Source organism: Paenibacillus sp. FSL R7-0198 (genome assembly GCF_038000415.1).
In the GTDB taxonomy this organism is placed as follows: domain Bacteria; phylum Bacillota; class Bacilli; order Paenibacillales; family Paenibacillaceae; genus Paenibacillus.
The window spans coordinates 2,466,416-2,485,514 of record NZ_JBBOCB010000001.1 but is presented as its reverse complement, the minus strand read 5'-3'; the positions used below and the strand labels follow the sequence as shown (position 1 = coordinate 2,485,514).

The 19,099-nt window shown below is 44.9% G+C and carries 22 protein-coding genes; 19 read left to right on the top strand and 3 right to left on the bottom strand.

The genetic code is table 11. The features are described 5' to 3' along the window. The 10 genes from MKY87_RS10725 to MKY87_RS10680 all read left to right on the top strand — a co-directional run bounded on the left by MKY87_RS10725 (window position 1) and on the right by MKY87_RS10680 (window position 9,673). Window positions 1-234 carry a PspC domain-containing protein gene (locus tag MKY87_RS10725; protein ID WP_017692313.1) on the top strand — a complete coding sequence of 78 codons (234 nt, stop codon included), beginning with the start codon at window positions 1-3 and terminating at the stop codon, window positions 232-234. Between the two features lie 17 nt (window positions 235-251). Further along, complete coding sequence (locus tag MKY87_RS10720; RefSeq protein ID WP_340964389.1) at window positions 252-755, top strand: PspC domain-containing protein; 504 nt, start codon at window positions 252-254, stop codon at window positions 753-755. A 1-nt stretch (window position 756) separates the two neighbouring features. Beyond that, window positions 757-1,464, top strand: coding sequence for a PspA/IM30 family protein (locus MKY87_RS10715; RefSeq protein WP_017692315.1), 708 nt, complete (start codon window positions 757-759; stop codon window positions 1,462-1,464). A gap of 150 nt (window positions 1,465-1,614) precedes the next feature. Then, window positions 1,615-2,262: a cell wall-active antibiotics response protein LiaF gene (gene liaF, locus MKY87_RS10710; RefSeq protein ID WP_036605686.1), complete on the top strand. Its 648-nt coding sequence runs from the start codon at window positions 1,615-1,617 to the stop codon at window positions 2,260-2,262. 31 nt (window positions 2,263-2,293) lie between these two features. Next, the gene (locus MKY87_RS10705; protein ID WP_339788953.1) at window positions 2,294-3,409 is read left to right on the top strand and encodes a sensor histidine kinase; all 1,116 of its coding nucleotides are present in this window, start codon (window positions 2,294-2,296) and stop codon (window positions 3,407-3,409) included. Beyond that, window positions 3,351-4,019: a response regulator transcription factor gene (locus MKY87_RS10700; RefSeq protein WP_091020933.1), complete on the top strand. Its 669-nt coding sequence runs from the start codon at window positions 3,351-3,353 to the stop codon at window positions 4,017-4,019. Before MKY87_RS10705 ends, MKY87_RS10700 begins: the two co-directional genes overlap by 59 nt. 447 nt (window positions 4,020-4,466) lie before the next feature. Further along, complete coding sequence (locus MKY87_RS10695; RefSeq protein WP_339788956.1) at window positions 4,467-5,216, top strand: YwmB family TATA-box binding protein; 750 nt, start codon at window positions 4,467-4,469, stop codon at window positions 5,214-5,216. A gap of 214 nt (window positions 5,217-5,430) precedes the next feature. Continuing rightward, entirely contained in the window at window positions 5,431-6,981 is a 1,551-nt protein-coding gene (gene zwf / locus MKY87_RS10690) for a glucose-6-phosphate dehydrogenase (protein WP_339788959.1), read from the top strand. 355 nt (window positions 6,982-7,336) lie between these two features. Beyond that, a complete protein-coding gene (locus MKY87_RS10685) occupies window positions 7,337-7,735 on the top strand; it encodes a DoxX family protein (RefSeq protein WP_340967424.1) in 399 nt (132 codons plus the stop codon). A gap of 354 nt (window positions 7,736-8,089) precedes the next feature. Beyond that, a complete protein-coding gene (locus MKY87_RS10680; protein ID WP_091037965.1) occupies window positions 8,090-9,673 on the top strand; it encodes a peptide chain release factor 3 in 1,584 nt (527 codons plus the stop codon). Window positions 9,674-9,900: 227 nt separating this feature from the next. Here MKY87_RS10680 and sspI read toward each other — a convergent pair whose 3' ends face one another. Then, a complete protein-coding gene (sspI, locus tag MKY87_RS10675) occupies window positions 9,901-10,134 on the bottom strand; it encodes a small acid-soluble spore protein SspI (RefSeq protein ID WP_036673259.1) in 234 nt (77 codons plus the stop codon). Window positions 10,135-10,262: 128 nt separating this feature from the next. On the opposite strand from sspI, the gene MKY87_RS10670 reads away from it, so the two are divergent. From MKY87_RS10670 to MKY87_RS10630, 9 genes are all read left to right on the top strand, one after another. Further along, entirely contained in the window at window positions 10,263-10,964 is a 702-nt protein-coding gene (locus MKY87_RS10670) for a potassium channel family protein (RefSeq protein WP_076211287.1), read from the top strand. A 26-nt stretch (window positions 10,965-10,990) separates the two neighbouring features. Beyond that, window positions 10,991-11,782 (top strand): TrmH family RNA methyltransferase, encoded by a 792-nt coding sequence (locus MKY87_RS10665; protein ID WP_340964386.1) that lies wholly within the window; start codon window positions 10,991-10,993, stop codon window positions 11,780-11,782. Window positions 11,783-11,963: 181 nt separating this feature from the next. After that, entirely contained in the window at window positions 11,964-12,347 is a 384-nt protein-coding gene (locus MKY87_RS10660; RefSeq protein WP_340964384.1) for a hypothetical protein, read from the top strand. Continuing rightward, window positions 12,310-12,465, top strand: coding sequence for a hypothetical protein (locus MKY87_RS10655; protein WP_340964382.1), 156 nt, complete (start codon window positions 12,310-12,312; stop codon window positions 12,463-12,465). The genes MKY87_RS10660 and MKY87_RS10655 overlap by 38 nt, the downstream gene beginning before the upstream one ends. Before the next feature lie 310 nt (window positions 12,466-12,775). Continuing rightward, on the top strand, window positions 12,776-13,534 hold the full coding sequence (locus MKY87_RS10650; protein ID WP_340964379.1) for an SDR family NAD(P)-dependent oxidoreductase: 759 nt from the start codon (window positions 12,776-12,778) through the stop codon (window positions 13,532-13,534). Window positions 13,535-13,594: 60 nt separating this feature from the next. Then, window positions 13,595-14,665 carry an alkene reductase gene (locus tag MKY87_RS10645; RefSeq protein ID WP_340964378.1) on the top strand — a complete coding sequence of 357 codons (1,071 nt, stop codon included), beginning with the start codon at window positions 13,595-13,597 and terminating at the stop codon, window positions 14,663-14,665. 191 nt (window positions 14,666-14,856) lie between these two features. Beyond that, window positions 14,857-15,855, top strand: coding sequence for an NADP-dependent oxidoreductase (locus tag MKY87_RS10640; protein WP_340967422.1), 999 nt, complete (start codon window positions 14,857-14,859; stop codon window positions 15,853-15,855). A 61-nt stretch (window positions 15,856-15,916) separates the two neighbouring features. Then, window positions 15,917-16,495 carry a TetR/AcrR family transcriptional regulator gene (locus MKY87_RS10635; RefSeq protein WP_340964376.1) on the top strand — a complete coding sequence of 193 codons (579 nt, stop codon included), beginning with the start codon at window positions 15,917-15,919 and terminating at the stop codon, window positions 16,493-16,495. Between the two features lie 87 nt (window positions 16,496-16,582). Then, a complete protein-coding gene (locus tag MKY87_RS10630) occupies window positions 16,583-17,365 on the top strand; it encodes an SDR family NAD(P)-dependent oxidoreductase (protein WP_339788979.1) in 783 nt (260 codons plus the stop codon). Window positions 17,366-17,420: 55 nt separating this feature from the next. Here the strand turns inward: MKY87_RS10630 and MKY87_RS10625 are convergent, their stop codons facing one another. After that, entirely contained in the window at window positions 17,421-17,984 is a 564-nt protein-coding gene (locus tag MKY87_RS10625) for a class I SAM-dependent methyltransferase (protein ID WP_340964374.1), read from the bottom strand. 34 nt (window positions 17,985-18,018) lie between these two features. Beyond that, window positions 18,019-19,062 (bottom strand): sensor histidine kinase, encoded by a 1,044-nt coding sequence (locus tag MKY87_RS10620; protein WP_340964371.1) that lies wholly within the window; start codon window positions 19,060-19,062, stop codon window positions 18,019-18,021. Window positions 19,063-19,099 lie beyond the last annotated feature (37 nt).

The window sequence follows — 19,099 nt, the reverse complement described above, 5'->3', positions numbered from 1 at the left end:
ATGAGTAAATTATACCGCTCGGCGCGTAATCGAATGCTAACAGGTTTGATCGGCGGCATTTCTGAAAATCTCGGATTGAGTACCACGCTGCTACGTATCATCTTCTTCATCAGTATTTTCGCTACGGGAGGTACATCATTGTTGATCTACTTCATCGCTGCATTGGTGGTACCAAAGGAATCCAACCACGTTGATCCATATGCTTATGATTCCAACGTAAGAGGATACAAGTAAACGAAAGGAGCAAGCACATGAGCAAATTATACCGCTCAACGCGTGACCGGATGTTAACCGGCTTGTGCGGCGGAATTTCCGAAACCATCGGAATGGATTCCACCCTGCTGCGTATCATCTTTGTTATCAGTATCTTCGTAACTGGCGGCACGTCGTTGTTAATTTACTTTATCGCAGCACTGGTGGTACCAAAAGAGCCGTATCCGCCTTATGATCCATATGGCTACGGTCCGGGCCCAGGCCCTGGCAGAGGATACGACAACTATGATCATCAGCCACCAAGAGGTCCTTTTCAAAATAATCACAACCAGCAAGGTCCTGGTAACTTCGGTCCCGGCCCTGGATTCAACGGCAGACCTCAATCTGGTCCCCGTTCTTATGACAACAACGCCTACGGAGCAGGAGCACCGCAAGAAAGTGAACTTGATTCCATGATGAAAGATATCGAGAAAAAAGCACTGAAAAAAGAAGTTGAAGAGCTTCGCCAAAAATTATCTCGTTACGAGAAGGGAGAAAAGTAAAATGGGAGTATTTAAACGGATTAAGGATATGACGAAAGCATCGGTAAATGATATGTTGGATAAAGTAGAGGATCCGATTGTAATGTTGAACCAGTACTTGCGTGATATGGAGGCTGAGATTCATGAGGCAGAGGTAACTGTTGCCAAACAAATGGCAAATGAGCGTCGCATGAAACAACGTTTGGATGAAGCGGAGCGTACTTCGGTACAACGTGAGTCCCAAGCAGAAGCTGCTCTGTCTAACGGTCAGGAAGAAGTGGCACGCAAATTGTTGGAAGAGAAAATCTACTTTGATCAAAAAATTACAGAGTACAGCGAACTGCACGCACAGTCCGAAGCACAAGCTAAAGATCTGTTGCAACAGTTGCATGATATGAAAGATGAGTTCTACAAAATGCGTAACAAACGTAATGAACTCGTATCCCGTGCCCAAATGGCAAAAGCCAAAAAACAAATGTCTTCCATCAACAGCTTGCATTCGATCGAAAGTGGCGGCGCATCACTTGGATTCCACCGCATGGAAGAGAAAATCATGCAGCTGGAAGCTGAAGCTGACGTAGCTCGTGCACCTTATCGCAACACATCATCCACGTATACAAATCCTGTAGATGTGGAAAAACAGTTCAAAGTGGATCAGCAATTACAAGCCCTCAAAAATAAAATGGGCAATGGTTCCAAGAATGAAGCGAACGGAACTTCAAAAGAATAACTGTTCGCTTAGTGGACAATATGATATTCTATAAATCGTGTATAATGTACGGTTGGTAGAACAAAAGTTAAGCCATACAGGACTTCATTGCCTGGTATGGCTTTTCCGTTGAATAAAGAGAGATTAACTTACAGAGGAGGTGCGGCGGGGATGAATCAAAAGAGTAAATGGCTTGCAGTTGTCATTATGATTATTGGCACAATGATGTTATTGAATGACAATATTAACTTCCTGACCGCTGCCGCACTCATTCTGTTAACGGTTGGAATGCTTCAAGTCCGCAATGGGGATACCCGCAAAGGTCATCGGTATCTTGGCATTGGTGCGGCACTGTTATTGCTGGATAATTTAATGATTGTATTTTTGATTGTACTTGCGTCTTTAGCTTACTTTTATTCAAAAAACAAAAAGATTCATCTGGACGAAGGCGTTATGAAGAAACAGAATTTCATGGCTCGTTACTACTGGGATCAATCATCCTGGACGTTACGTAGTATGAGTCTGTGGCATGCCATAGGTGAGGTTAACGCCGATCTATCTCTTTCGATTCCGGAGGAGAAACAAACGATTGTGCTGCTGCAAGGAGTTATGGGTAATGTTCGCCTTACACTACCAGAAGATTATGGTGTGGAGATTGAAGCATCGGTTCTTTTCGGCCGGATTAATCTTCTTGGAGAACAAGATAGCGGCATGATGAACAAATTAGTATGGAGAACACCTGGATATGAATCCAGTGAACATAAAGCAAAATTTGTCATTTCTTATATTGTTGGCGACCTAAACATCAGTAATCCGTAGTAAAATAGATGAAGAGAAGGAGGAGACCCCGATGAAGACAAAACGACATACCGACATGGTAACCCGAAGTATGGGTGAAGGGATCCTCCTGGTTTTCATTGTGCTCGCTGTTATTTTGTATGTATTGTATACATATGGTTATCTTGCTCCGTTTACAGGCTGGCGGCATCTGATTCAATCGGGTCTGGCCTTATTGCTGCTTCTGATTGGGATTGGTGCGGTCTTTGGGTTCTATCAGAGTTACCGGGTTAAACGCCGGCTCGAACTGCTGCGGGAAACACTTCTACTGTGGGAGAAGGGCTCTCTATCACGCACTGTACCTGATCTGGGCGATGATGATGTGGGCCGTTTAAGTGAGCAACTCGGACGAATCGGCAAAAAGTGGGAAGATCAGATATCTTCGCTCCAGCGATTGTCTACTCATAATGCACAGCTTGCTGAACAAGCCAGAATTACGGCTATTGTGGAAGAGCGGCAACGTTTGGCACGGGAACTGCATGATGCGGTATCACAGCAATTGTTCGCGATATCCATGACAGCAACGGCCGTTGGACGGAAGATGGAGAAGGATTTTGAACGTGCTCAGCGGCAGGTGGCTTTGATTGAGGAGATGGCTTCGGTAGCCCAGTCCGAGATGCGTGCGTTGCTGTTACATCTGCGGCCAGTCTATCTGGAGGGTAAACATCTCGAACAAGGTCTGCGTGATCTGGTGATGGAACTGAAAACAAAAGTACCCATGGACATTGTGCTCGAAATGGACGAAGACATTGATCTGATCAAAGGCATCGAGAATCATCTGTTCCGGATCGTTCAGGAGGCTATGTCTAATACGTTACGGCATGCAAAAGCGGAAAAAATGGAGATACGGATCCAGCGACGTACTGATGCGATTCGGGTATTGATTCGTGATGATGGGCAAGGCTTTGATCTGGATGAGAATAAACAAGCTTCCTACGGTCTGGCTAACATGCGTGAACGTGTTACGGAGATTGGCGGAGCCATACAATTTGTAACAGCACCTGGTAAGGGAACGCGGATTGAGATTACGATACCTTTGATGAACGATGAAAGCGAGGAAGAACATGTCAATGGAACCGGAAGTCGAAACGGAGACGGAAACGTCGATCAAAGTATTGCTCGTGGATGATCATGAGATGGTACGTATTGGTCTTGCAGCGGTACTGGATACCGAAGATGGAATTGAAGTTGTTGGTGAAGCAGGTAGTGGAGAGGAAGGTATTCGGCTCGCACAGGAGTATAAGCCTGATGTTGTTCTGATGGACCTGGTTATGGAAGGCATGGATGGCATTGAGGCTACTCGTCAGGTACTTAAAATGTATCCGGAGTGCAAAGTCATCGTATTGACCAGTTACCTGGATGATGAAAAAATGTATCCTGTCATTGAAGCAGGCGCATTCAGTTATCTGTTGAAAACATCAAGAGCCAATGAAGTAGCAGATGCGATTCGCGCAGCCGCTCGCGGGCAATCCGTTCTGGAGTCACAGGTCGCTTCGAAAATGATGAATCGATTTCGGCAGCCACAGGCAGCAGCTCCTTTGCATGATGAATTGACAGACCGTGAAATGGATGTGCTCCGGTTGCTGGCTAAAGGCAAATCGAATCAGGACATCGCTGATGATCTGATCATCGGCATTAAGACAGTCAAATTCCATGTTACCAACCTACTGGCAAAATTGGGTGTAGACGACCGTACACAGGCAGCGATCTATGCTTATAAAAACGGACTTGCAGAGTAAGCAAGATCATATGCAATATCATAATCAAGCCAAAGAACCGTGCATTAATGTGCGGAAGTTATAGATAAGAGATGATTTATATATAAGTGCGTGTTCAAAAAGGTCGGTTTTCAGTACGAAGAAGATGGAATAAAGCTAGAAATGGAGTAGCGGAGCGTAGATCAAGCTACGTGAGCAACCGCAATGTTTCCAAAGGAAACATTCTTCGTAAGCCTCTACTTATTTCGGCTGAATTCCATATTCGATGTTGATGCCGCCGCTAGGCACCCTTCGTAATCAAAAGCGGACTTTTTGAACAACCTCTATAAGTATGAATGGAAAGCTCTGATCTGCCATGCATGTGGCGGGTGGGGCTTTTTTGCTGTGTGCAGAAGAAGTATAGCAAATATGCGAAAGGGGCATGCTGTTGATAGATTCATAGAATGCAAGAATGAACGGGGGATTCAAATGGTAAATCGTTGGATGACAGCAGGTATTTTGGCAATAGCAATCATTATTCTTATCGGTGTGACACAGGTATATGCAGAGAAGAACGAACCCAAAGCAGCCCAACTGGAACAGCTAATCTATACAGCTGACAGCGTGATTGATAATGTTGATCGTCTGGTGATTAAATGGCAAGGAGAAGGCCGGGGAGATGCTGAGGCACAAGCAGCATTACTGGCCAGTCACTTGGGTCTGGAACAACCAGTACGGGTACGCCAGACGGGCCATGATGTGTACCGCAGTGAGATGGCTGTTAATGAGGCTACTGGAGAAGCAGGTCTTTTGGTCAATGTCGTCGAGACAGGAGATAACGGCTACTACGCCATCGTACAAATTTCAGGGGATGCACACACGGATCGGAAGACTTTAATGACAGTTCATGAACAGGTGGATCAACTGCTTGTAGACTCAGGGATGAAGGCAAGCTGGAATATGTCTGTGCAAGGTACAGCAGTAACTGCTACTGAACATGATGCGAGTCAGCAACTGGAACTGATCGAAGAACAGCTGTCCACAAAGGTGGATAACACCTCCGTTGAACGTTATACAGACGCAGGCACTGCAAGTATCTCTTATGAAGCTGCTGAGCTGCCCCTGTCGATCAAGAGTGGCTCGCATATGTTGAATATGCAACTCGCAGTTCACCAGGTTGGTGAACAAGGGAACAATCGAATCACCGTAGGTTTCCCGGTGATTACGATTGAATATTAAGGATGAATTTTTTATGAACTTGGAGCGGCTAGTGAGAATCTTTATCAGAAAAAAGAGTTTGAAATAGTGCATCCATTCAGTTGATATGCTAAAATGGCATCACATCCAAGAAGGAACTTGCTGGTAATTGATAGTTGTATGTCGTGCATATATAACACCATTACATAGCTCGGGGAGAGCGTGAAGGTTATCTTCCCGGAAGAAAGAGGAGCCCATGGTCGAAAAACAATCGCAAGATGAAGTACAGACACCAGGCGCAGTATTTTTCATTTTTGGAGCAACGGGTGATTTGGCCCGCCGGAAGCTGTTTCCGGCCATCTACAGTCTTTACCGTGAAGGCAAGCTTGCCGAAGACTTTGCGGTTATTGGCGTAGCACGTCGTCCGAGGTCCCCAGAAGAATTCCGGGAAGACATCTATGAATCCATTAAAGAGTTCTGCCGTTATCCAGCGGGGGAACCTGATGAGTGGAACGCTTTTGTCGATCATTTTGAATACAAAGCACTGGATATCAATAATGTGGAAGGATTCAAAGAGCTGCGTGCGCAGACGGAGCATCTGGAATCGAAGTTTAACACGCCGGGTAATCGGCTGTTCTATCTGGCATTGGCACCTGAGCTGTTTGGCAGTGTCTCGTACAGTTTGCGGGACGGCGGTATGTTGGAAAGTCAGGGGTGGAACCGTTTGGTGATCGAAAAACCATTTGGTTATGATCTGCAATCGGCTGAACATCTGAATGAGCAGATTCGTGAGGTATTCCGTGAAGAGGAAATCTATCGGATTGATCATTATCTGGGCAAGGAAATGGTGCAAAATATCGAAGTGATCCGCTTCGGAAATGCTTTTTTTGAACCGCTGTGGAATAACAAACATATTGCCAACGTTCAGATTACGCTGGGCGAGACGGTAGGTGTGGAAGAACGTGGCGGTTATTATGATCACTCTGGCGCACTGCGTGATATGGGGCAAAACCATATGCTTCAGATGCTGACGATGATTGCGATGGAACCGCCGAGTCGCCTGTTCCCGGAGGACATTCGGGATGAGAAGGTGAAGGTATTGCGCTCATTGCGAGCCTTTACTTCGGATGAGGAAGTGAGCAACAACGTTGTGCGGGGACAGTATTCCGAAGGGGAGTACCGTGGCAAGCAGCTTCCGGGGTATCGCCAGGAAGACAAGGTTGATCCACAGTCGAATACGGAAACTTATTTTGCAGCACGTGTATTCGTGGATAATTTCCGCTGGGCGGGTGTTCCATTCTACATTCGGACAGGCAAGCGTCTTCCGGTGAAAACGACTGAGATCGTAGTTGAGTTCAAGTCGATGCCAAACAACGTGTACCTTGGGAAAAAATATAAGCTCGAACCGAACTTGCTGGTCATTCGGGTGAATCCGATGGAAGGCATATATATCAAAATTAATGCCAAGAAACCAGGCTCTGATTCCGAAATTCAGCCACTTGCAATGGATTTCTGTCAGAGCTGCATGATTGGAATTAACTCGCCTGAAGCGTATGAACGTCTGCTGCACGATGCAGCAGAGGGTGATTCTACGTACTTCACCCGTTGGGATGAAGTGGCAACAGCCTGGTCCTTTGTGGATCGGATCGCAGCAGCCTGGGGGCAGAATCAAGGAGAGCTTCATACGTACCCTGCTGGAACTTGGGGACCAGAAGCGACAGATAAGCTGCTGGAGCAGGACGGATTCCACTGGTGGCCGGTGAATGGTCAGGACGAGGACAGCGTGATCTGGCAAGTGAACGGTTAGGTTAAGGGAATTAACAACATAAACAACATGACTGAGCCTGGAGACTCGCAATTTTGCGGTGTCCCCAGGCTTTTTAGCGGGTAAAAGGGAGGTATCCATCATAAGGAAATAAGTAATTTAAATTAAGTTGTTGACAAAAAGTAAGTATGTAACTTATACTCAACACATAAGTTAAAGAGTTACGCAAATGACAAACTTCATCCGGGCAAACGTTGCGGATAAGTTATCATTCATGAGATAAAATGTAAACCAGTTGAAGGGGTTTGCGTCACAGAGAATCATGAAAAAAATATGCATAATATCTTTAATCTAAGAATACTATTTTGTATATATTGAATGGAGGAAAAAGAAAATGATGTTGGATGTAGGGTTGTTGTTGATTCGTTTGGTGATTGGCTTGTCGTTCATGGCGCACGGGGCTCAAAAGCTGTTTGGTTGGTTCGGAGGTTACGGGATCAAGGGTACAGGCGGCTGGTTTGAGTCGATGGGCATGAAACCCGGTGCATTGGTGGCGCTGCTGGCTGGACTCGCGGAATTAGGTGGCGGATTGCTGCTGGCTCTGGGTCTGCTCACACCGGTAGGTGGCATTCTGATTGCATTGACGATGGTCATTGCGATTGTGAAAGTCCATGGTGCGAACGGATACTGGTCCACACAGAACGGATTCGAATATAATCTTGCGATTCTGGTGATTGGTGTAGCGCTGGCCTTGACAGGTGGCGGACAATACGCGCTGGATGCATTGATTTTCTAAAACCGATAACTAAAAATGAATGAGGAGTGCTTGGATGCCATGAAAATGGCTGAAGGGTGCTTTTTTTTTGCAAATGAAAGAGAAGAATCTGCGGTAGTAATCGGTTATTTTCGGTACAGATTATGGTACAATAGGAGAGTTGGGTTAAGAAGCAGTTCACGGTAATACATGAAAGCACAGATTTGAGGAGGATGAACTCCATTGTAAATGTGTAAAATTAATCTAGTGTATGAATACCTCGTATGCAAAATGACCAGTGTACAATCAACCGGCTTTGCCGGATTGCATAAAGATTGAATGATGGACCGGCGATGCCGGATTAACGTGAATGAACGGACGAAAGGGATTAAACCTATGAGCAAAGCTGCAAATGATATTCTTCAACAGGAAGTGGACAAACGCCGGACGTTTGCCATTATCTCTCACCCGGATGCGGGTAAAACCACATTAACCGAGAAACTGTTGCTGTTCGGGGGCGCGATTCGCCTTGCGGGAACGGTAAAAGCTCGGAAAGCCAGCAAACACGCAACCAGTGACTGGATGGAAATTGAGAAACAACGGGGGATCTCGGTTACCTCTTCCGTAATGCAATTTGATTACCTGAACCATCGCGTCAACATTTTGGATACACCGGGTCACCAGGATTTCAGTGAAGATACGTATCGTACACTGACGGCTGCCGACAGCGCGGTGATGTTGATTGACGTGGCAAAAGGTGTCGAGGCACAAACGATCAAGTTGTTCCAGGTATGTGCGAAGCGTGGGATTCCAATCTTTACGTTCATCAACAAACTCGACCGTGAGGGTAAAAGCCCATTTGACCTGATGGAAGAACTTGAAAATGTACTGGGTATCCGTTCAGTTCCGATGAACTGGCCTATTGGTACAGGTCGCGAGCTGTGCGGTGTGTATGACCGGATGAAAAATCAGGTGGAGTTGTTCCAAGGGGACGATCACTCGACAATTAAAGTTCAGAAGGTAAATGGTTATACAGATCCAATTATCCGTGAGATGGCAGGAGAATATCTGCATGATCAGTTAATTCAGGATCTGGAGCTTTTGGACGTTGCGGGAGATCCGTTTGATATGGAGAAGGTTCAACGCGGCGAATTGACCCCTATTTTCTTCGGTAGTGCGATTAACAATTTCGGCGTGCAGACCTTCTTGGAGAATTTCCTGGAACTGGCACCGAAGCCTGAACCACGTCGCAGTACGGCAGGAGAGATTCAGCCAACGAATGAGAAATTCAGCGGTTATGTATTTAAAATTCAGGCGAACATGAACCCGGCACACCGGGATCGTATTGCGTTCCTGCGTATTGTATCAGGCAAGTTCCAACGTGGAATGAGTGTGAAGCATACTCGTGTGGGTAAAGAGATCAAGCTGTCACAGCCACAGCAATTCCTGGCACAAGATCGGGATATTGTGGAAGAGGCGTATGCCGGCGATATTATCGGTTTGTTCGATCCGGGTATCTTCCGGATTGGCGATTCACTGAGCCAAGGCAGCGAGGTTATCTTTGAAGAGTTGCCAACGTTCTCGCCAGAGATTTTCGCTAAAGTTACCGTTAAAAATGCGTTGAAACATAAACAGTACCAAAAAGGAATTGACCAGTTGACGGAGGAAGGAACCATTCAGGTGTTCCAGACGGCAAGTTTCGACGAGACGATCCTCGGCGTAATTGGTCAACTACAGTTTGAGGTATTTGAATACCGGATGAAAGGTGAATATGGGGTAGACGTGCAATTGCAGCGTATGCCTTATCAGTTCGCTCGCTGGATCGTGGACGAGAATCTGGACCCAAGCAAATTCCGGATTAACTCTGCGCTTGTAAAAGACAAAAAAGGGAATTATGTGGTGCTCTTCGAAAATGAGTATGCCATGAGAACGGCTATGGATAAAAATCCTACTGCTAAATTCTTGGAGACTGCACCTTAAGTAAGGCTGACATATTCCTCGGGAATCATGGAAGTGTTAGTTAAACGTGACAAGTTCATACGATGAGATAGAGCTTGTTAAAAATAAGATCCCTCCGCCAATTGGCGGAGGGATCTATTGCTATACACCTTACCTGGAGGCGGGTATGATCCAGCCGAATAAGGGAAAGCTTTCTTTTGCAGACAGAACAAACGGTTTGATGGTTACCTTACCCTTCAATGCTTCGATTAGCGAAGCGGTTGAACGGGAATGGTGTGCAGATGCTCCTGCGCGATTTGAATGAGTTCTTCCTGCTTGGCAGGTTCTGTGTTCTTCCAGATCATCTCGAAAATGGCGCCAAGTCCGGGTAATGCAGCTTCCGGTCCATCTACTGAACCTTCAATCATCTCCCGGAGCTGATCATCACTCTTGTCATGAACTTTATGAACAATCGCTTCACGCAGGCTTAATGTAATGGGCATCGCAATTCCCTCCTCGTATATTCGGCTGCTCTAATACTGTTCCCTGGGAAGCGCGAGCGCATTCAAGTTTATCAGGCTTTGTGGTATACTACGAAGGATTATTTACGTTAGCATGGGTATCCGTAATGATGCGTCATGCTGAAGTGCAGCGGGAGGTTAAGACCCTAATGGCCAAGAAACAGTATGCCGTAATTGGCATGGGACGGTTCGGATCAAGTGTTGCCAATGCACTGAGTGGTATGGGATTTGACGTGCTGGCAATTGATGCGGACGAGCAGCGGACTCAGGAAATGTCCAATGTGGTGACCCATGCGGTATCGGCAGATTCAACAGATGAAGAAGCGCTGCGAGCGCTGGGCATACGGAATTTCGATGTTGTCGTTGTGGCAATTGGTGAAGATATACAGGCGAGTATTCTGACAACCTTGATATTGAAAGATATGGGTGTACCAGTGCTGATCGTAAAAGCTCAAAATGAGCTTCATGGTAAGGTGCTGCAGAAGATTGGGGCAGACAAGGTGATCTATCCTGAGCGGGATATGGGACTACGTGTAGCCCATCATCTGACCTCGCCGAATATACTAGACTATATTGAGTTGTCTGAGGATTACAGCATTCTGGAGATGAGAGCTTCCGAGCAAATGATCGGTAAGAACCTGATGGAATTAAACATCCGGGCACGTTTCGGGTGTAACGTGATGGCGATTCGCAGTGGGAATTCGATGAACATCTCGCCGTACGCGGAGGACCGGATCGAAGCTGGAGATGTGCTGATCATTGTGGGTCACAAGGATCATTTGACGAAAATGGAGCTTGCGTATCCGAAGTGATGGATGCAGATGGGAAGGATGGAAAGATGGATATTGTATCACCGCAAAATACACGTGTAAAAGAATGGGCACAGCTGCTGGAGAAAAAGCATCGTACCCGTCAACATAAATATATTATTGAGGGCATTCATCTGGTACAGGAAGCATTGCGGGTCGGAGCGGATCTGGAGTGCATCGTCTACGATGGAGAGCAAGGCGTACCTAGCGAACTCGCCGGGCTTGAGAACCCGCTACAGCGTGTGGAATGGGTTAGTGTATCTCCTGCCGTTATCGCCAAATGTACGGATACAATGACACCGCAGCCTGTATTCGCAATTGTGCGTAAAGGCAGTGAGCCACTGGAAAGCCTGATCGCAGGAGCTCGCGGGCTTGTTGTTGTGCTGGATGGGGTGCAGGACCCAGGGAATGTGGGAACCATTATCCGTAGTGCAGATGCAGCGGGAGCAGCGGGTGTGGTACTTGGCGCGGGCTGTGCTGATGTATATAACCCGAAGACCATTCGTTCGACGATGGGGTCATTGTTTCATTTGCCCATTGTGGAGGGCCAGTTGGAATCCTTGCTTCCTGAAGCGAAGGTTGCGGGCGTGAAGCTGGTCAGTACTTCTTTGCAGGCAGAGCATTCATGTTATAGTTATGATTTTACGCAGTCGGTATGGATTGTCATTGGTAACGAAGGCAAAGGCATCTCGGATGCTACGGCACGTTTGGTAGATGATGCGATTACGATCCCGATGCAGGGACAGGCAGAGTCGCTTAACGCGGCAATGGCGGCGACGATTTTGTTATTTGAGGCGATGAGACAGCGGATGTTTAATTAACTAATAATAACTTTCCCCCAACCGCCAAAGGCTGGAACCTGGTTGCCGCTTTTCTCGGGCCATGTTTCCAGTCTTTTTGTCTTTCTCTTTGAAGCACCACAGCAGGGATTTTCCATTCAAATCCCGAATAGGTGATATAGTTTCTATCTCTTAAGCTGATGGGCAGGTGTTCATTCTGGAAATGAATAATGGAAAAGGAAACACTCTCTTTAGGGAATTTATGACTTGGGCCGGGGAAAAGGGCTGGGACATAATGAGTGAATCCGGTTCGCAGTCACATTTAAACAGCAGCATTACTTCAAGATATAAAGGACTTCCAGATGAATATTTAGAATTTCTAAATGTAGTTGAAAAATGCGTTGCACCGGATGAGCAAACCTGGTTTATTTGTGAGGCTGAGTTCAACAATAGCACGGAGACCGCATTCCAATGGAATGAATTTGAAATGCTTAGTTTGGAGGCAGCAGAGGGATTCTATTTGGCAGTCAGAGATAACGGCCTGGTGGGATCATTACTTACCGATCGTAATGTCTGTGGAGGATGGATATTCCTTCTATGCCATTGACTTAACAACCGACAGTGGAGCTATTGTCCGTGGATGTGAACCTGAATTTGAAGAGGTTGAAAAGGTATCCGATTCGTTTGGAGAATTTCTGGCATGGATGATGTCGAATTCAGATTAGATAGCTAGGAAAGGTTGATGGTTATACTTGTGGCCAGCGGCCTGACATTAGATTATTCAATGAAAGAACTTATGAAACGATATAGGAATTCTCAATTTATGATATAAAAATGGTTTATATAGCGTGTTTTTATTCTCATTTAAGTATGTTCCAAGCATATTTTTTATATATAAAATAATTCTTTACTGTTCGTTCTAGAAATGATATGCTAACAGCAAGTTAGATCTAACTGTTTTTTTTACACATTAAAGAATGATCGTTCTAAAAACCGGAATTACACTAATCTAAAGAATATTAGGGAGAGAATATAATGAAATACACAGTGATTACAGGAGCAAGTTCAGGAATTGGATATGAAACAGCATTGGCATTTGCAGCACGGGGCAAAAACTTGATTTTGGTAGCTAGAAGATTGGATAAGCTGGAAGAACTTAAATCAACTATTCAGAGTATCGATCCGAAAGTAACTGTTATTGTTCACACAAGCGACTTGTCTGTTACCGCAGAGGCATACGCACTGTATAACGATTTGAAGGAATATGAAATTGAGACTTGGATCAATAATGCAGGGCTTGGAGAAGGCTCGTTCATTGCTGAACAGAATTTGGATAAAGTGGAGACCATGTTGCGTGTTAACATCGAATCTTTGACCATTCTATCTACACTGTATGTGCGAGATTATGGGAATGTGGAAGGCACTCAATTGATTAACGTCTCATCCGCACTCGGATATGCCATTGCTGTAGGCAGTGTTGCTTATTCTGCATCAAAATACTACGTTAGTGCCTTCACAGAAGGTCTTGCCAAAGAACTGGAACTGAAAGGTGCAAAACTAAAAGCGAAGATCCTGGCACCAGCGATCACGGAAACAGAATTTGTACAAAAATCAATAGATGCTGAAGGATTTGATTACAAAGCGAATATGCCCAAATACCATACAGCTAAAGAAATGGCAGGCTTCATGATCGATCTGTATGATCACAATGAAGTGGTCGTAGGAATTGTAGATCAGAACTATGATTTTCAGCTGACTGGTGCAATCTACCCGGTGATTTCAGAATTGAATTAATACTGCAGAATCCTTAGGATACATTTACAAAATCCCAAATAAGAAGAGGAGTACATTCCATTGGAAAAGTTATGGAGTAAAACAAAGATTGGCAACATGGAATTGCCTCATCGACTAGCGATGGCACCTATGACACGCAGTCGAGCACAAGAAGATGGTACACCTGGAGAGTTGGCGGCACTTTATTATGCTCAGCGTGCAACGATGGGACTTCTGATTACGGAAGGAACACAACCATCTGATGATGGACAGGGATACTTGTGGTCACCTGGCATCTACACCGATAAGCATATTGAAGGATGGAAAAAGGTAACGGATGCGGTGCATGAAGCTGGCGGATATGTATATATCCAATTAATGCATGCGGGTCGCATGTCACATCCAGATAATACCCCGCATCATCGTCAACCGGTTGCTCCATCTGCAATCGCACCGGGTGTAGAAATGTTTACGGCTACAGGGATGCAGAATATCCCCGTTCCCCGGGAATTGAGTCAGGAAAATATTCAAACGACCATTGCCGATTTCCGAAAAGCAGCTGCCGCAGCGATCGAAGCAGGGGCGGATGGCGTCGAAATTCATGGAGCCAATGGATACTTGATCAATCAATTTTTGGGTGAAAATTCGAATACACGCACAGATGAGTATGGCGGATCTATAGAAAATCGTGCTCGCTTTGCGATTGAAGTAACCAAAGCCATCGTGGAGGAAATAGGGGCAGAACGAACAGGCTTCCGTATCTCACCAGGGACACCGCTGGGTGGAATTCAAGATGGCGAACAAGGTCCTGATCTGTATCGCTACCTTGTAAAAGAATTAGCTCAATTGGATTTGGCTTACCTTCATGTTATGCATCTTGGAGATGAGAACCTACTCCAAGACATTCGTTCGATCTGGCAAAATCCATTGCTGGTCAATCGGGCTGGAAGAACGTTGGATGATCTCAGTGTCGATTTAGATCGCGGTCTCGCTGATGTGGTACCTGTAGGTGTATGGTCCTTAGCTAATCCAGATTTGGTGGAACGACTTCAACAAAGTGCGCCACTGAATGAAGCAGATCCGACAACATTCTTTGGATTGGGAAGTAAAGGCTACACAGATTATCCCACGTTGGAAGAATTACAGTCATAAGAGGGGCAGCACTAGCACAAAGCATAGAGCATGGCGTACAACTGAACATTGCGCGCCATGTTCCTACATAAGTTGGACTAATCATTTTACACGATAACAGCGATTGGAAGGTTGTTCTGTCATCGTAGTGTCAGTGTAAATAATCTTGACTTCAACTTTTATAGTCTACAAGCAAAGGATGAGGATAAATGATGAGAGCAGCTCAAATACAGAAATACTCTAAAAAAATCCAAGTGGAAATCAATAATATTGAGATACCTCAGATTCATAGCCATGAGGTCCTTGTCAGAGTAAAAGCTGCGGGTGTAAATCCGCTGGATATCTTGAATATGAATGGCAGTGTTCGGATGATTGCCGACTATAAGCTACCTCTAACTTTAGGGAATGAATTATCGGGTGTCATTGAAGCCGTCGGTGATGATGTTTTGAATTTTAAAGTGGGGGATTCGGTTTATACCAGGTTGCCACTGAATAAAATTGGTGCTTTTGCTGAATATGCCGCTGTACATGAGGATGCCTTATCCATGATGCCTGGAAATCTTTCTTTTACCGAAGCTGCTGCGGTACCCCTTACTGCCTTGACCGCATATCAAGCATTGCATGATGTACTCCGAGCTGAACCGAATAAAAAGTTGTTTATACCTGGCGGAACTGGTGGATTCGGTGCGATGGCCATCCCGATTGCCAAGTCCATGGGATTAACGGTTATTACAAGTGGCAGTGAGAGGGGCAGAGCACGTAGTTTATCCATTGGAGCAGATCAATTCATTGATTATAAGACCGAGCAGTATGCTGATATTCTGTCCGATATCGATTATGTGATCGATACCTTGGGTGCGGATGAGATCAAAGCTGAATTGAGTATTTTGAAACCACAGGGCAAATTAGTTTCTTTGAAGGCGGGACCCAATTATCGCTTTGCAGTGGACAGTCAATTCCCGTTGTGGAAAAAAGCATTGTTTGGTCTCGTAGGTGCACGCCTGGATTCTTTAGCGCGTAAGAATCAAAATGAATATCGTTTTTTATTTGTGCATTCCAGTGGGATTCAATTGCAAGAAATCACAGCTCTTGTAGAAAAAGAAGACATTAAACCCTCGATTGATTCTACGTATACGTTTGACGACATTGAAAAGGCATTGATTAAAGTATCCACGGGTCACTCTCAGGGCAAAGTCATTGTTACCTTTTAAAGGCTCGTTAAGATGGTGCTCATGCTATTTAATGTTCGTTTTCTGAACAGGAGGGAAGCCAATGGCGAGAAGCAAAGAGTTCGAAGAGTCTGTTGTACTGGATAAAGCGATGAGACTTTTTTGGGAACAAGGATATGAGAAGACGTCTATGACGGATCTGGTTAATCATATGGGAATTCATCGTAAAAGCTTGTATGACACATTTGGCGACAAACATACCTTGTTTCTAAAGTCAGTAGATCTGTATGATCACAAAATCAGCTCAGCCCTTGCAGCAGGCGTAAAGCGTTCTAAAACGGCAACTGAAGCACTTCAGTTTATATTTCTTTCTTTAATTCATGGAGAGGAATCTCCAGCATCAGGCTGCTTCATTGTTAATTCGACGGTAGAATTGGCGGCACGCGATAAAGACATGAACCACCGATCGACGGAGATGTTTGCAAATACGGAGAAACTAATCAAGGACATTATTGTGTGGGGACAGCAAGAAGGTGAATTCACAACGGAGTACAACGCCGAGGTATTGGCGGAATATCTGCATAACGTTAGCATTGGGTTAAGGGGGATGTCCAAGACCTCGATGACCAAGGAAAAACTGCTTCGTATAGCGATGCTATCGATGGATCTCATACGAAGGTAATCTATTTTTTCACATTAAAAGAATGTTCGTTCTAATATGGGTGTTCCAGATGAAATATATTTATAGAAAAGAGAGGCAGGTAACGATATGAGAAAGACAGTTCTAATCACAGGGGTATCGGGTGGGATCGGTAAAGAGTTAGCGGATCGGTTTGCCAAAGGTGGACATCATATTGTGCTGGTAGCACGAAGTGAGGGTAAAATACAGGATCTAGCTCAGGAGTATCAGAAAAAGTATGGCATTCAGGCGACGGTTATTGCCAAAGATGTAGCAGCACCTGGGGTACCACAGGAGATTTATAATGAGCTGAAGGAAAAGGGGATTGTTGTTGACTATCTTGTAAACAATGCAGGCTTCGGTCTGTTCGGGACGTTTATGGAAACGGATATGGAGCAAGAAGTTAATATGATTGACGTGAATATCAAAGCTTTAACCATCATGACAAAGCTATTCTTGCCGGATATGATCCAACGTGGACACGGCGGTGTGATGAATGTGGCTTCGTTGGTAGGTTTTTTCCCAGGACCGATGATGTCGGTATATTATGCAACAAAGGCATATGTGCTATCATTCACCGAGGCTTTGGAGAATGAAGTAAGTGGAACTGGCGTTACGGTAACGGCACTGTGTCCAGGCCTGACATCCACCGGGTTTGTGGATCGTTCGGGTATGGGTGTCTCGAAGATGTTGCAGGGCCCGATCATGGAAGCCGGACAGGTGGCCGAAGAAGGGTATCGAGGTTTCTTACGTGGCAAGACGTTAATTATGCCTGGTGCTCGAAACCGATTCATCGCGTTTATGCCGCGGTTGTTGCCGCGTAAGATGATGACTCGCATGATTAGATCCTCACAGGACAAGACAGGACATTAAACATATAAAGAGGATAAATCAAGTCTTCCTCAAGTCGATCGCTTCTCGTTGTTCTTCATTCTTTTCTTTTACGACAAACATACACAAAAACAGGAGGAAAGCTGAAAGGCACAAATTGAATTTTCTCCATCTCAAATAACTCAGCTAATTGTTTCTTCATATGAAGTGAGTACTGGTATAACACTAAGGTGCCTCCAGGTCGGAGCGCTGTATGAATCTGTGACAGGATGTTTTGTCTCATTTCTCTGGAAAAATTAAAAAATGGCAGTCCGCAAATGATGCTATCCAACTGATGGATATGTTCTTGATTGATCCTTTTCAACAGATAGGATGCATTCGAATGGAACATGAATTCAGGATATGTTTTCTTTAGATTATTCCTCATTTTGGGGTCTCTTTCAAATAAAAACACGGTTGCAGATTTCGGTAAATGTGCTCTCATGAGACGAGTGACGGCACCTGTTCCTGGCCCCAGCTCAGCCATGGTTCTAACCTCCTCCCATCGTACAGAATGGACGATTTTACGGGCTAGAAATTTGGAACTGGGCAGGAGACTGCCTACTCGTTTGGGATTCCTCAGAAATCCTTGCAGGAAAAGAAATGGTTCGGATGTTTTCATCGCGGTATCCTCCATGGTTGAATTCATTGATGGTTCACTTGATGTTGGAAGGCAAGTTTAACTCGAATGTAAATACGTTATGTGTATGTTGAAGCGTCAAGGTGCCTTGATGTAGCTCTGCAATATTTTTTGCTATCGAAAGACCTAAACCTGACCCCGCTTGAATGCCTTCACTGCTTCTTGAATAATCCACCTTATAAAAACGGTCAAACAGTTTATCTTTTTGCTCCATTGTGAGCGGCGCACTTTTATTTTCGACTTGAATGGTAATGTGCTCATGGTGCATACTCATTCGAATGTGAATCACACCAGGTTTAAAGGAATACTTCAGGGCGTTCATGAGAAGGTTATCGATAGCCCGAGCAATCTTGTCACTATCCACGCAGGCCATAATTGGGGCATTACCGATCTCTTTCTCGATATGAATACCATTCTCCTGAGCTAACGGTTCAAATTCAAACAACAACTGGTCTAACAGCTGATATAGGTCAACCTTTTTCAAATCCAATTGGGTATCTACTGAGGTTAGACGTGTGTATTCAAATAAATCATCGAGCAGCTTCTTTAGATGCGTTGCTTTGTTATAGGTGTTTTGAATAAAGCGGTCATACTCTGCTTTGTCTTGAAATGATTCTGTTCTAAGAAGCTCAATATACCCGATGATGCTGGTAAGCGGTGTGCGCAGGTCATGAGAGATCCCCGTAATCATGTCCATCTTGGATTTCTCCAGCTCACGCTCTTTGATGATCTGCAGCTGCAACTGTTCAGTCATGTGATTGATGTTGGAAGCGACGCGTCCAAGTTCATCTTGTCGATTGACAGGCACCCGATAGTCCAGATTGCCTTCTGAGATGAATTGAAGTCCTTGCTCCAAAGTAATGAGATCTCTCACAATTTTTCGTGTGGAAAACAAAAAAATTAACGTGAAAATTACGATGAAAATTGGTGTTAGGACATAAGGAAAGATGTAGAGAAGTGAAGGCCAATTAAATTTTTCACTAATTTTTGCGGCACCTATGATCAACATATTATTTACACCCACAGAACCAACAAACGAAATCAATAAACTGATCAACATTCGATATAGGATGTTAATCTGTATCTTTTTTTTAAAC

Coding starts and splice junctions, on each gene's coding strand:
- MKY87_RS10725 (WP_017692313.1), top strand. CDS start 1: ATGAGTAAATTATACCGCTCGGCGCGTAATCGAATGCTAACAGGTTTG.
- MKY87_RS10720 (WP_340964389.1), top strand. CDS start 252: ATGAGCAAATTATACCGCTCAACGCGTGACCGGATGTTAACCGGCTTG.
- MKY87_RS10715 (WP_017692315.1), top strand. CDS start 757: ATGGGAGTATTTAAACGGATTAAGGATATGACGAAAGCATCGGTAAAT.
- liaF (WP_036605686.1), top strand. CDS start 1,615: ATGAATCAAAAGAGTAAATGGCTTGCAGTTGTCATTATGATTATTGGC.
- MKY87_RS10705 (WP_339788953.1), top strand. CDS start 2,294: ATGAAGACAAAACGACATACCGACATGGTAACCCGAAGTATGGGTGAA.
- MKY87_RS10700 (WP_091020933.1), top strand. CDS start 3,351: ATGGAACCGGAAGTCGAAACGGAGACGGAAACGTCGATCAAAGTATTG.
- MKY87_RS10695 (WP_339788956.1), top strand. CDS start 4,467: ATGGTAAATCGTTGGATGACAGCAGGTATTTTGGCAATAGCAATCATT.
- zwf (WP_339788959.1), top strand. CDS start 5,431: ATGGTCGAAAAACAATCGCAAGATGAAGTACAGACACCAGGCGCAGTA.
- MKY87_RS10685 (WP_340967424.1), top strand. CDS start 7,337: ATGTTGGATGTAGGGTTGTTGTTGATTCGTTTGGTGATTGGCTTGTCG.
- MKY87_RS10680 (WP_091037965.1), top strand. CDS start 8,090: ATGAGCAAAGCTGCAAATGATATTCTTCAACAGGAAGTGGACAAACGC.
- sspI (WP_036673259.1), bottom strand. CDS start 10,134: ATGCCCATTACATTAAGCCTGCGTGAAGCGATTGTTCATAAAGTTCAT.
- MKY87_RS10670 (WP_076211287.1), top strand. CDS start 10,263: ATGCGTCATGCTGAAGTGCAGCGGGAGGTTAAGACCCTAATGGCCAAG.
- MKY87_RS10665 (WP_340964386.1), top strand. CDS start 10,991: ATGGATATTGTATCACCGCAAAATACACGTGTAAAAGAATGGGCACAG.
- MKY87_RS10660 (WP_340964384.1), top strand. CDS start 11,964: ATGAATAATGGAAAAGGAAACACTCTCTTTAGGGAATTTATGACTTGG.
- MKY87_RS10655 (WP_340964382.1), top strand. CDS start 12,310: ATGTCTGTGGAGGATGGATATTCCTTCTATGCCATTGACTTAACAACC.
- MKY87_RS10650 (WP_340964379.1), top strand. CDS start 12,776: ATGAAATACACAGTGATTACAGGAGCAAGTTCAGGAATTGGATATGAA.
- MKY87_RS10640 (WP_340967422.1), top strand. CDS start 14,857: ATGAGAGCAGCTCAAATACAGAAATACTCTAAAAAAATCCAAGTGGAA.
- MKY87_RS10635 (WP_340964376.1), top strand. CDS start 15,917: ATGGCGAGAAGCAAAGAGTTCGAAGAGTCTGTTGTACTGGATAAAGCG.
- MKY87_RS10630 (WP_339788979.1), top strand. CDS start 16,583: ATGAGAAAGACAGTTCTAATCACAGGGGTATCGGGTGGGATCGGTAAA.
- MKY87_RS10625 (WP_340964374.1), bottom strand. CDS start 17,984: ATGAAAACATCCGAACCATTTCTTTTCCTGCAAGGATTTCTGAGGAAT.
- MKY87_RS10620 (WP_340964371.1), bottom strand. CDS start 19,062: ATGTTGATCAGTTTATTGATTTCGTTTGTTGGTTCTGTGGGTGTAAAT.